The sequence below is a fragment of the Planococcus versutus genome (assembly GCF_001186155.3).
Lineage (GTDB): Bacteria > Bacillota > Bacilli > Bacillales_A > Planococcaceae > Planococcus > Planococcus versutus.
The window spans coordinates 2,553,222-2,566,403 of the sequence record NZ_CP016540.2; the positions used below are offsets into that span (position 1 = coordinate 2,553,222).

Consider the following 13,182-nt stretch of genomic DNA (forward strand, 5'->3'; position numbering starts at 1 on the left):
TTATACCTCCAAATAATGAGTGTCCGGCTTTTCTGGATCAAAGCTCTCGTTTACCCACATGACTGTTACTAAGTCTGTTTTTCCTACATTCACTATTGAATGCGTATAGCCTGTTGGAATATCAACCACTTGAAGTTGATCCCCATTTACGTAGTATTCAATGATCTCTTCTGAGTCAATATTTCTAAATCTAATTAACCCATTTCCACTAACTACTAAAAACTTTTCGTTTTTTGTATGGTGCCAGTGATTGCCTTTTGTGATTCCAGGTTTAGAAATATTCACGGACACTTGTCCACGATCTGGTGTGCGCAGAAATTCAGTAAAAGACCCGCGGTTATCGACATTCATTTTTAAATCATATGAAAATTTATCTTCTGGCAAGAAACTTAAATACGTGCTATACAGTTTTTTTGTCAATTCATCACTCATCGTAAGCACCGCTAAAGACTTTCTACTTTCTTTAAAGCTTCTAATCCTGTCTGCCAAGTCGCCAAGTGTAACTTTGTACGTAACTGGAACAACACAGAAATTCTCTACGATAGTTGGATTCCCATTTAAAGCATTAAGGAATTCTTCCATCACATCATCAATATAAGCTAATTCTAAAAGTGCTTCCGAGTTATTCACTTGGATGTCTAAATCTCTCGCGATGTTGTAACAATATGTAGCTACAACTGTATTGTAATTTGGCTTACTCCATTTCCCAAATAAGTTTGGTAATCTGTAGACAAATACATTAGCCCCTGTTTCTTTAGCGTATGACAATAATTCTTCTTCTCCGGCTTTCTTACTCTTCCCGTAAGGATTATCTTTCTCGGCTTGAATAGATGAAGTAATTAGCACTGGAGCTTTATTGGCATTATTGATAAGAAGCTGAAGTAATTTTGATGTTAAGCCTTGATTTCCTTCCATGAATTCACTTTCATTTTGGGTTCGGTTAACACCTGCTAAATGAAAGACAAAGTCACAGTCTTTTGTAAATCGCTCAAGGTCTTCAAAAGAGTTATCTCTGCTAAAAAGATAGATCTCTTCATGACCTTGATTTTTTAGTTCTGTTACTAAGTTTTTACCGACAAATCCGTTGGCACCTGTCACTAAAATCTTGGTCATTGTGTAACACCCATTTTTGCTAATTCTTCTTGAACTACATATAGACTCAGTAAAAGTTCTTTAATTTCTTGAAGGTTTAGGCGATGTGTATTGTGTGAGTTATACTCCCAACCTTCTGATACTTCTTCTTCACCTTCAGTAAAGTATTTATTGTAGTTTAAATCACGGTTGTCAGCTGGAATACGGTAGTATCCGCCCATATCTGTCGCCACGGCCATTTCTTCTCTCGTCAGAAGCGTTTCATATAATTTTTCACCGTGACGCGTTCCAATAACTTCAATCGGATTATCCACTTTAAATAACTCTTTAAGCGCTTGTGCAAGTTCGCCAATAGTAGAAGCTGGTGCTTTTTGCACGAAAATATCGCCTTGGTTTGAGTTTTGGAAAGCAAACAGTACTAGTTCTACTGCATCTTCAAGAGACATTAAGTATCTCGTCATTTCAGGATCAGTGATTGTTAATGGTTTACCAGCTTTAATCTGCTCAATAAACAAAGGGATAACGGATCCACGAGAAGCCATAACATTCCCATAGCGAGTCCCTGTAATGTTGGTATCAGTTACATCAACAGTTCGAGATTTAGCTACCGTGACTTTTTCCATCATGGCTTTAGAAATTCCCATTGCGTTAATTGGGTATACGGCTTTATCAGTAGAAAGACAAATAACTTTTTTTACATCATTTTGAATAGCTGAATTGAGTACATTTTCAGTTCCTAATACATTTGTTTTTACTGCTTCCATAGGGAAAAACTCGCATGAAGGTACTTGTTTAAGTGCAGCTGCATGGAATACGTAATCCACATTTTTCATCGCTGTGTTAATACTATTGATATCTCTTACATCGCCAATATAGTATTTTACTTTTGAATTATTAAGTCTCTTACGAATATCTTCTTGTTTTTTTTCGTCTCTTGAGAAGATACGAATTTCTTTAATATCTGTGTCTAGAAATCTGTTTAATACTGCATTACCGAATGATCCAGTGCCACCTGTAATCAATAAAATCTTATCTTTAAACATAAAATAGCCTCTTTTCAATTCATTTAAAATGTCTCATGATTATTTCATAAGAATGTTTTGCAGTATAATTATTCTCTAAATACTGTCTAGCATTCTTACCAAGTATATCTCTTGCTTCTTTTTGATAAAAACACTCAATTTTCTGGTTAAATATTTCAACATTATTACTTTCACACCAATAACCGAATTGACCTTCTTCGATTACTTCACCTATATCTGTATTAACATCAGTTGTTGCCAAAACCGGCATTGACGCCTGCATGTACGAAAGTAACCTTGATGGGAAATTAGGTATTGTAAATCGCTTATCCAAAAATATTAACCCAACATCACAGGAATTGGCTAACACCTCATAATCTGTTTTAGGCATCTGACTAAACAACTGTGCGTTCTGTAGTTTATTTACTTCAAAGTATTTTTCTAACTTATAATATTCTGTTCCAGAACCTACAATTATAAAGTGAGCATCTCTGTTTTTTTTGTTAGATTCTAAACACTCAATTAAAAAATCTACACCTTGAGGCTTCCCTAAATTTCCACCATATATAAAAATAGTTTTATTATTTGGTATTTTATATTTCTCTCTAATTTTTTCTTTAGCACTTTCACTAATTTCTGTATAAGAAGGGTCAATTGAATTAGGACAAAGCTCTATCCTCTCATTTTGAAGATATGGATTGTGTTTCAATAAAAACACCTTATTAGCTTCGGACATGCAGCCGATATAATCTGAGGTCATATACAATTTTTTTTCTTTATTTCTAAGAACTGAATAAAGAATACGATGAATACCATTCTTTTTTATAATTCCAAGATCTACGGCATTTTGAGGAAAAATATCTTTTAACAATAAATAAGATAAAGCATTATCTCTTTTTTTGACGTACTCTACTGCTTTTTGCAACGTTATAGGTGGTGTAGAATAAAGAACTAAATCAAATTTGATCTGTCTAAAGTATTTATCAATGGCAGTAGTATATTTTTTTTCTAGAGTAAATGTACTAATACCCTTCTCAATTAAATTTGTTTTTTGTATATTTCCAATTTGCAATTTAAGTATTGTGCAATTCTCATCATATATTAAATGTGTTTTTTCATTTTTTCTCTTTTCGGTAGGAGAAATTATGTAGACGTTATGATCAGATTTAATGAATTCTCTCATTAAATCTGTATATATCCCATTTTCTTCAACTGTTTTGAAATCCAAAAGTGTTAAAAATAAAACATTCATTTAAAGTCTCCTTACTGGAACACCTACATACACTCCAGAATCATTTAAATCATTTATAACTGTAGCTCCAGCGCCAATTATGATATCTTTCGAAATATTCAAGTTGTTGTTTACGCTGCTACCAATTCCTATCCAAGTACTCTTTCCAATCTTAACTGTACCTGCAAGATTTGCTCCAGGAGAAATATGAACATAATCGCCTATTAGATTATCGTGATCCACAGTAGAACCAGTATTAATAATGCAACACTTACCAATTTTTGTAGAACAGTTTATGACAACCCCAGCCATGACTACAGTGCCCTCAGATATCTCGACTTCTTCTCCAATAACAGCATTTGGGTGTATTAACACTGGAATATTTGCATTCTGAGCTTCTAATTTTTCTTGAACTTTTTCTCTTATAGAATTATTGCCTATAGCAACAAAAACATCCCACTCATCAATATATATCTTCAAATCTTTTGAATCTCCAATCACATCAAGACCAAGAGATTTTTTTAAAGTTTTGTCATCATCTAGAAAAGCAACGCGTTGCCATTTTTTCATCTTAAGAGCTACATCAGCTACAACTTTCCCATGACCACTTGCTCCAATTATAAGGAGTTTGTCTTTTATAGATTTACTCATGCTTTTCAGATCCTCTAAACGCTTCCATTGTAACAGACGTATTTGAACTAATACCTTCTTTAATAAAAACTTTTTTCAATGTAAGAAAAATTATTTTCCAATCAACAATGAAGCTAATTTGATTAACATATTCTACATCTAGTTCAAATTTTTCTTCCCAACTAATCGCATTTCGCCCATTCACCTGTGCTAACCCAGATAAACCAGGCCTTACATCATGACGCTTTTTTTGTTGATCATTATATAAAGGTAAATACTGAACTAACAAAGGTCTTGGACCAATAATAGACATATCACCATTTAAGATATTAAACAGTCCTGGTAATTCATCTAAAGATGTAGATCTTAAGAATCGACCAAACTTAGTCAACCGAATGTTATCAGGCAACAAATTTCCTTCAGCATCTTTTTCATCCGTCATCGAACGAAACTTATACATCGAAAAAATCTTTTCGTTCAATCCAGGACGCTGTTGCTTAAACAAAACTGGACTTCCTAGTTTTGTTCGAACTAAAATAGCAACTACGACTAACACTGGACTTAGAAAAATAATCGCTATTAACGAAAGGACAAAGTCCATAGGTCGTTTAAAAAATCGTTGATATAGTCCGGCTTTAGATTTGCTCATCCTTATTCCCACAACCCTCGTATAATCTTTACAACTCTTTCTAACTGTTCATCAGTAATCTTCGAATCACTCGGCAAACAAATCCCATTCTCAAATAACTTCTCAGAAACATCTGTACCTACACAATCGTACTTTTCAAAATAAGGCTGCAAATGCATCGGCTTCCAAACTGGACGAGACTCAATATTCTCTTTTTCTAATGCTTCCATTACTTCAATCGGGCGAATCTTTCCGGTCAACGTCATAGCACTTAACCAATGGTTCGGTTGGTCCCATTCATTATTCGGCATGAATTCTACGCCTTCAAGATCGCTTAAATTGTCTTTGTAAAAATTATAGATGTAATTTTTCTTCGCCACTCGATCGTCTAATACTTTAAGCTGTCCTCTGCCAATTCCAGCAACTACATTGCTCATGCGATAGTTGAAACCTAATTCACTGTGCTGATAATGTCTCGCTTGATCTCTAGATTGAGTCGCCCAAAATCTAGCCTTTGCAATGCGCTCTTCATTGTTAGAGACAAGCATACCGCCACCAGAAGTGGTGATGATCTTATTGCCATTGAAAGAAAAGATCCCATAATCACCAAAAGTGCCTGTGTGCTGGCCTTTATAGTAAGTTCCTAGGGATTCTGCAGCATCTTCAATTAAAGCAACATTGTGTTTTTTACATAACGCAACGATTTCATCTAGATTTGCAGATGCACCATATAGATGAACTAATAAGACTGCTTTCACTTGCGGATATTTTTCAAAAGCTTCTTCTAACGCTTTCGGAGACATGTTCCATGTTTCGTAATCACTGTCGATAAATACTGGAATGGCATTTTGATAAATGATTGGATTTGCTGTTGCTGAAAAGGTTAGTGTTGAACAAAAAACAATATCGTCTTTTTTCACTCCGGCCGCAATTAGCGCAAGATGAATCGCTGCAGTACCTGATGATAACGCAGCTGCGGATTTCGAACCAACCTTCGCTGCTAATTCCTCTTCAAAGCCATTGACGTTTGAACCAAGTGGTGCAATCCAATTGGTGTCGAATGCTTCTTTTACAAATTCCTGTTCAAAGCCTTCATCGCTCATATGAGGGGATGAAAGTAAAATTCGTTCTGCCATTTTCTTGCATCCTTCCTTGACTTACTAATATCTACGCTAGCTTAATTGCTGACATTAAGTAGTTCTTTATCTTTCAAATCGATATTCTTTCTATTTGCTAAAGAAACCAAAACATCTTTCACTTCATCATTCCGCATCTCAGGCAACTTCTCCAACAAGTAAGTCAACTCACCCTCACTAACCGGATTCGCCTTCCCAATATAAATCTTCGGAAACACTTGCTCTGTCTGGATCTCGTTGTCATTCAACAATTCCTCAAACAACTTCTCTCCCGGACGAATGCCCGAAAAGTTAATGCCAATTTCGCCTTCTGCGTAACCCGACAAGCGGATTAAGTTTTGCGCAAGATCCACAATTTTCACTGGCTCTCCCATATCGAGCACAAACACTTCGCCACCTTCAGCGAGTGTACCCGCTTGAATGACTAACCGAGAAGCTTCTGGAATGGTCATGAAATAACGTGTCATGCGCGGATCGGTTACCGTAACCGGGCCGCCTGCTGCGATTTGTTTTTTAAATAATGGAATGACCGAGCCGCGAGAGCCGAGTACATTCCCGAAGCGCACCGCTGCGAATTTCGTCTCGCTACGTTTGGCTAAATTTTGAACAATCATTTCGGCAAAGCGTTTCGTCGCGCCCATAACGTTCGGCGGGTTGACGGCTTTGTCTGTTGACACCATGACGAAATTACCGACGCCGCTCATGTGCGCTGCTTCTGCGACGTTTTTCGTCCCGTAGACATTGTTTTTGACCGCTTCCATCGGATTGCTTTCCATTAACGGGACGTGTTTATGTGCCGCCGCGTGGTACACAACGTCTGGTTTGTATGTATTCATAATGTCTAAAATGCGTTCGCGGTCTTGAACGTCCGCGATAATCGGAATGATTTCAGTGTCCGGTGCTACGGTTTGACGCAGCTCCATGTCGATCAAGTAAATCGAATTTTCACCGTGTCCGAGAAGCAAGAGCTTTTTCGGTCCAAAACGCGCGATTTGACGTGAAATTTCAGAACCTATCGAACCACCCGCGCCTGTGACCAAAATGGTTTTACTCGTCAGTTGACTGGCGATTTTGTCCATATCCAGCTTGACTTCATCGCGACCTAACAAGTCTTCGATTTTGACGTCTTGAATATCCGTTACCGACACTTTACCGGTCATGATGTCTTCAATCAGTGGAATGGTTTGCGTACGGACACCTGAGTCCATGCACGTTTGAATCAGTTCGGCGGTTTCTTGCTTGCCGAGTGACGGAATGGCGATAATGATGGTGTCAATTTTGTTGTCGACAGCGATGTCGGCAATGTTTTTTGTATTGCCGTGCACCACACGGACGCCGTAAATATCAAGTCCTTGTTTGTTTTTGTCATCATCTACGTACAAGACTGGCAACAAACCGTTTTCTGGATTGGCGAGTAGTTGACGCGTAACCAAGCTGCCTGCTTTTCCAGCGCCAACGATTAACGTACGTTTCAAGTCTGTGTTTTTAGGTTTAATCTTATTATCACGAAGCAACCGCCACGACAAACGCGATCCCCCGATTAACAGCAAGTGCAACATCCACGTGATGATGAGTGCACGTACTAATACATCGCCTCGGTACAAATATTGGACTAGACCAATCGCGATAATGGACCACGTGACGGCTCTAAAGATAGAAGTTAGTTCACCAATAGAAGCGTATTCCCATACTTTTCGGTATAAGCCGTAGTACATAGCGAGTGCGTGATGCGCGATAAAAATGGTCAACGCACTCGCTAACAAGAATTTGTTTTGCAAGACATCGTTATACGGGTACAACACATAATAGCCGACAAAAATCGAGAAAAAGACGATTAAGGAATCGACGACGATTAATAACGAAACACGATTTTTCAGTGACATGGGGGTCAATCCTTTCGGTATCCAGTACTTTTGACTCAACTGGTTTAAAATCTTCCCTCATTTTAACATAGTAATTACTGGAAATGGAAGGATTTTATAAACAAATTAATACTTTTATGTTAGTTATCAAGTGAAAATTTTCCACCATTTCCCTTTAGAGATGTCTTCTGGCTCTAGAACGTGGAAATGTTCATCTCGTATGATTCGTTCATTGTTTTCTAAGAAAATGTCTACCATGTCGTGCTGGTTTTTCTTTTCTAAGTAATCGAGTCCTTCATTGAAAAGAAATGGTCGTTTATCTAAGCTGTGTACATCCGATCCGTAGACGTGGATCAAGTTGGCATCGATCAAACTCATCGCTGTGCGTTGAATGGCTTTGCCAAAACTTCCTGCGACAGACCCTGCCGTTACTTGCGCCATGGCACCGTGAACAAGCAATTTTTTCAAGCGTTCTGGTTTTTCGATAATGCCTTGGTTGCGTTCGGCATGCGCAATAATCGGTACGTAGTTTTTCATAATGAGTTGCTGAATGATAGGAACGGTATAGGCTGGAATACCGGATGATGGCAGTTCTAACAAGACATACCGTGACCCCGCTAGCGTTAATGCTTCTCCATTTACTAGTTTTTCAGGCAACTTTTCACCGAGACGGCATTCTTGGCCGCTGTAGATGGTAATGGGCAATTGTTCTTCTGCTATGTAACTGGTAACCAGCTCTACTTGTCTGTTTAATGCTGCGAGGTTTGTTTGAAAGTTTGGATGAAAGGCATGTGGCGTTGCGATAATGCCGGTTAACTGTTCGTCAATGGCTTTTTCTAACAGTCGTTTTGTTTGCTCTATCGTCTCTGCACCGTCGTCTAGTCCAGGCAAAATATGAGCGTGTGTGTCGATCATGAATTCGTCCTCCTTGTGCGCGTTAAAAAAAGTAAAAAGGAGAGCCTTTTTACTCTGTGTTTCCGTAATATTGGTAGTAATAGCTGTCTTTTGGCAAGGCGAAATTGTTCAAGACGGCACCGATCAAGCGACTATTTGACGATTCAATCGCTTCTTTTGCTTTGACCGCCATGTCTTTTTCCGTATTGCCTGAGCTGACAACCAAAATCGTGCCTTCGCATTTGTTTGCCAAAATCTGTCCGTCAGTTACGGACAGTACAGGCGGTGCATCGAAAATGATTAAATCATACATGTTTTTTAGTTGACCGATTAGCGTATTCATCGATTGAGACGCTAAGAGTTCTGCAGGGTTGGGTGGAATCGGTCCACACGTCATTAAGTCTAGACGTTCAACCGCTGTCGGGCGAATCACTTCTTGAATCGAGCTTTGACGGGTCAAAACACTTGATAAGCCGATGGTATTTCCCATACGAAATGTGTAATGAGTGGTTGGTTTACGCATGTCGCCATCGACTAACAACACTTTTTTGCCTTCTTGTGCAAACACCACTGCTAAGTTAGCTGACGTGGTCGACTTACCTTCTGATGGCGCTGCAGACGTGACAACGATTGTGCGGATTTCTGCATCGGGTGACGAGAAGTTGATATTGGTGCGCAATGTGCGAAATTGCTCGGATACAACTGAACGTGGTGTGGTAAATGTGATTAGTTTACGTGCAGTTTCCTGCAGTACTTTTTTCTTTCTCGCCATCGGTTAGCCCGCCCTTCTTTTAGATGATTTGTTTTCTTCTAGTTTGGCTTCTTCTTTGATCGGCGAAATCACGCCGAGTAACGGCACACCTAAAATGTCTTCAATGTCTTGTTGGTCTTTGATCGATGTATCTAAATACTCCAGTAAGAATGCAATCCCCACTCCAAGCATCAAGCCAATCACAGCGGCAATCGCCATGTTGAGCATTGGATTAGGTGCAACCGGTGACGGATTTTCTTTTAATACGGCCGGTGACAAAATCGATACGTTGTCGACATTCATCAATTCTTTGATCTCGCCTTCAAACACTTTCGCGGTGGTGTTGGCAATGTCCACAGCGAGCGCTGGGTCTTCGTCTTGTACGGTCACATTGACCACTTGCGAATTTTCAGCCGTTGCTACCGTGATTTTACTGTTTAACGCTTCGACAGACATATCAAGACCCAACTGACTGGATACTTGGTCTAGTATCGCTGGGCTTTTGATAATAACGGAATATGTATTGATCAATTGAAGATCAGTTTGAATGTTTTGGTTGGTCAGTTGAGACGCTTCCGTTTGTTCTTGGTTGACTAAGATTTGTGTCGAAGTCTCATACATCGGGGTCAATACTAAAAACGATACGACGCCTGCGATGGTGATCGCTAAAATGGTCAACAGTGCAATTAACCCAACGCGCTTTTTCAGCGTTTTAACTAAGTCTTGTAAGCTGATGGTTTCTTCCATATGGTAATGTGCTCCTTTTATTTTCATATTCTTATCATAGATGTGTCATAAACAACATAAAATAGTATAGCATAGGAAAGAGTCGAAAGAACTTCCATTTTTAAAATGTTTAATAGGCTATTAGGATGATTTATGCTATCTTTATTGATAGATTAATTGCTTTTGAGAGGAGTATCTTCATGAAACTGACTAAAATTGCAGCGATTGCGGCTGTTATTATTTGTATGATCGTCCTAGTATTTAGTTATTTAACGTGGCAAGACAAGCTCGAAAATGTACTAGAGCCTTCTGATTCCGCACAAGCTAAGACAGAGAAAAAAAGTACATCCGAAGAAAAAGAAGATCCAGCTCGAAAAGAAAGTGTCGATTTGATGAACATCGAAAAGTTGACCGCGAATATGGATCAAGACGTTCAAGACTTGTTTAGTGCGAGAGCTGACAGTGGCGAGAACGTGAAACTGCTCATTGCCGGTTCTGCTGCGCTCGAGTCGGGTGATCCGGGATATGCTGAACTATTGAAAACGTCGTTAGAAAGTGCCTATGCCGATTTTATCGAAGTGGACGTGCTTTCTATTGAAGGAACTTCTGATTCACTGAAACGCGCGGATCTTTCCAAAGGCTACGACGTCGTGTTACTCGAGCCGATGACATTGATGAACAATGACCGCATTGCTATTGAGCAAGAACGTGAACACATCAAAGCGTTTGAAGACAATCTTCAACGTGAAGTAAACGATGCGATTGTCATTCTTCATCCCCCGCAGCCAATATTCGGTGCTGGGTATTATTTAGCGCAAGTGTCTGCGTTAAGAGAATTTTCAACCATTTACAGCTATGATTATATTGACCACTGGTCGGCATGGCCGGATACAGATGATGACAAGTTAAAAGACTATTTGACTGAAGACGGTTTGCCTAATGACAAAGGCGCAGAACTATGGGCAACTGAATTGGAAACGTATTTTATCGCTAACTAAAGGGGATATCGCAAATGGCTAGAAGAGAAAAAAAGAGTAAAAAGAAAAAATGGCCGTGGGTCCTTGGCATATTGGCTCTTATCGTTATTGGTGTAGGTGTATATTTGTTTACCGTTTACACGAGTTTTACCAACACGTTAGAAGAAATGCACGAACCGATCGAACGCGAAGTGTCAGAAAAACGCGCAACGGACCAAAAAGTAACATTGAGCGAACAAGATCCGTTTTCTGTATTGCTGCTGGGAGTCGATGAACGCGAAGACGATCGAGGGCGTTCGGATACGGTGGTCGTGATGACAGTTAACCCAGCAGACAAGTCAACGAAAATGGTATCCATTCCGCGTGATACGTATACCGAAATTGTCGGACGTGGCACGACAGACAAGATCAACCACGCCTATGCATTTGGCGGCATTGAAATGTCGATGGCAACCGTTGAAAACTTATTGGATATTCCGATTGACTACGTGATGCAAGTGAACATGGAAGGTTTCCAAGATATTGTGGATGCTGTTGGTGGTGTGGAAGTAAACAACACATTGGCTTTTGACGGTTTTCAAAAAGGCACAATCCAGTTAGATGGCCATGATGCGTTAGGCTATGTCAGAATGCGCAAACAAGATCCGGAAGGTGATTTTGGACGACAAAATCGCCAAAAGCAAGTGATTCAAGGGATTATGAAAAAAGGGGCTTCGGTGAATAGTTTGTTGAATTACAAGCAAATTTTCACGGCGCTTGGCGATAACGTGCGGACGAACATGACGTTTGACGAAATGATGGATGTGCAGTCGAATTACCGGGATGCGATTGGTACGGTTGACCAGCTGATGGTAGAAGATGGTGTGGGCGAGACGATCAATGGCATTTGGTATTACATGATGGACGATGCGGAGTTAGCAGAGATTCAGTCGACGTTGAAAACGCATTTGAATATGTGAGAAAGATGAGCATGCCTTTGAGGGGTGTGCTTTTTTTGTTTGATCGTTTTGGTGGAGCTTCTATAGATTACGTGCTGACGAGTGTTGTTGTAATAGTTTGTTGTGGAGTACTAAGTCGCTTCGGGCGCTTTGGAGTGGACTCCCACAATAAGACGAGCAGCTGAGATGCGCTGCTCGTCTTATTGCTTCGCTCACTCCTTTTACGCGCCGAAGCTGGGGAGTGCTGTGATACTCAACAACATTATTAGTTCCGGTTGATAGTTTTTGGGGTAGGTTCTACAAACGCTTGGCGCGGTGTAAAAATAAGTGAAGCTTATATAGATTACGTGCTGACGAGTGTTGTTGTAATAGTTTGTTGTGGAGTACTAAGTCGCCTTCGAGCGCTTTGGAGTGGACTCCCACAATAAGACGAGCAGCTGAGATGCGCTGCTCGTCTTATTGCTTCGCTCACTCCTTTTACGCGCCGAAGCTGTGGAGTGCTGTAATACTCAACAACATTATTAGTTCCGGTTGATAGTTTTTTTGGGGGTTCTACAAACGCTTGGCGCGGTGGTGCACGCGCTTTCGCTGAGGGTAAAATGAGTGGATGGTGAGTTTTACCCGGGTATTTTGTGTTTCAATCCGTGTGTTGGCTTTTTATACATAGATCACGAGATGTCAGTCATTCAAAATTATATTATAAAGGTAGTGGCCCACTCTCCCACTACTAAAACTAAAACCTTTAGAAAGAGCGAAAGGTGGCGAAGTGCAAGGATGTGCTCCTGTATCGCTACGCTAGCTTCGTCGCAAAGACATTGCACGAACTTCATTCGTTCAACGTCTTTCCCGCGGAACAACGGAGTGATGAGACCCCGCAGGAGCTTGCGACGAGGAGGCTCAGCGCTGCGTCCGCAGGAAAGCGTCCACCTGCAGCGATTTCTGAACTTACAATCTTTTTTTAATCTCTCACCTTGCAAGCCCTTGGCAGCTAGCACCGCGACGTCCTGTCGCGCTAGCTGCATGACCCGCATCCTGTGGGCCCGAAAGCGTCTACCTGCAGCGATTTCTGAACTTACAATTTCTTTTTTTAATCTCTCACCCTGCAAGCCCTTGGCAGCTAGCACCGCGACGTCCTGTCGCGCTAGCTGCATGACCCGCATCCTGCGGGCCCGAAAGCGTCCACCTGCAGCGATTTCTGAACTTACAACTTCTTTTTTTAATCTCTCACCCTGCAAGCCCTTGGCAGCTAGCACCGCGACGTCCTGTCGCGCTAGCTGCATAGACCCGCATCCTGC

General features: G+C 40.4%; 12 protein-coding genes. 2 read left to right on the forward strand and 10 right to left on the reverse strand.

Translation table 11 applies throughout. The features are described 5' to 3' along the window. The 10 genes from I858_RS12975 to I858_RS13020 all read right to left on the reverse strand — a co-directional run bounded on the left by I858_RS12975 (window position 1) and on the right by I858_RS13020 (window position 9,993). The gene (locus tag I858_RS12975) at window positions 1-1,113 is read right to left on the reverse strand and encodes a capsular polysaccharide biosynthesis protein CapF (RefSeq protein WP_049695180.1); all 1,113 of its coding nucleotides are present in this window, start codon (window positions 1,111-1,113) and stop codon (window positions 1-3) included. Beyond that, a complete protein-coding gene (locus I858_RS12980) occupies window positions 1,110-2,135 on the reverse strand; it encodes a polysaccharide biosynthesis protein (RefSeq protein WP_049695179.1) in 1,026 nt (341 codons plus the stop codon). Before I858_RS12980 ends, I858_RS12975 begins: the two co-directional genes overlap by 4 nt. A 19-nt stretch (window positions 2,136-2,154) precedes the next feature. Continuing rightward, a complete protein-coding gene (locus tag I858_RS12985) occupies window positions 2,155-3,366 on the reverse strand; it encodes a glycosyltransferase family 4 protein (protein ID WP_049695178.1) in 1,212 nt (403 codons plus the stop codon). Further along, entirely contained in the window at window positions 3,367-3,984 is a 618-nt protein-coding gene (locus tag I858_RS12990; protein ID WP_049695198.1) for an acetyltransferase, read from the reverse strand. Between the two features lie 4 nt (window positions 3,985-3,988). Continuing rightward, window positions 3,989-4,624, reverse strand: a complete 636-nt coding sequence (locus I858_RS12995) for a sugar transferase (RefSeq protein ID WP_049695177.1) — start codon at window positions 4,622-4,624, stop codon at window positions 3,989-3,991. Window positions 4,625-4,626: 2 nt separating this feature from the next. Further along, window positions 4,627-5,739, reverse strand: a complete 1,113-nt coding sequence (locus I858_RS13000; RefSeq protein WP_049695176.1) for a DegT/DnrJ/EryC1/StrS family aminotransferase — start codon at window positions 5,737-5,739, stop codon at window positions 4,627-4,629. A gap of 41 nt (window positions 5,740-5,780) precedes the next feature. Then, window positions 5,781-7,622 carry a polysaccharide biosynthesis protein gene (locus I858_RS13005; protein ID WP_049695175.1) on the reverse strand — a complete coding sequence of 614 codons (1,842 nt, stop codon included), beginning with the start codon at window positions 7,620-7,622 and terminating at the stop codon, window positions 5,781-5,783. Window positions 7,623-7,748: 126 nt separating this feature from the next. Further along, window positions 7,749-8,516 (reverse strand): tyrosine-protein phosphatase, encoded by a 768-nt coding sequence (locus I858_RS13010; RefSeq protein WP_049695174.1) that lies wholly within the window; start codon window positions 8,514-8,516, stop codon window positions 7,749-7,751. A 49-nt stretch (window positions 8,517-8,565) separates the two neighbouring features. After that, on the reverse strand, window positions 8,566-9,267 hold the full coding sequence (locus I858_RS13015) for a CpsD/CapB family tyrosine-protein kinase (protein ID WP_049695173.1): 702 nt from the start codon (window positions 9,265-9,267) through the stop codon (window positions 8,566-8,568). 3 nt (window positions 9,268-9,270) lie between these two features. Continuing rightward, window positions 9,271-9,993 (reverse strand): YveK family protein, encoded by a 723-nt coding sequence (locus I858_RS13020; RefSeq protein WP_049695172.1) that lies wholly within the window; start codon window positions 9,991-9,993, stop codon window positions 9,271-9,273. A gap of 179 nt (window positions 9,994-10,172) precedes the next feature. On the opposite strand from I858_RS13020, the gene I858_RS13025 reads away from it, so the two are divergent. Together I858_RS13025 and I858_RS13030 are read left to right on the forward strand one after the other, a co-directional pair. After that, window positions 10,173-10,970: an SGNH/GDSL hydrolase family protein gene (locus tag I858_RS13025; RefSeq protein WP_049695171.1), complete on the forward strand. Its 798-nt coding sequence runs from the start codon at window positions 10,173-10,175 to the stop codon at window positions 10,968-10,970. A 14-nt stretch (window positions 10,971-10,984) separates the two neighbouring features. Continuing rightward, window positions 10,985-11,908 (forward strand): LCP family glycopolymer transferase, encoded by a 924-nt coding sequence (locus tag I858_RS13030; RefSeq protein WP_049695170.1) that lies wholly within the window; start codon window positions 10,985-10,987, stop codon window positions 11,906-11,908. Window positions 11,909-13,182 lie beyond the last annotated feature (1,274 nt).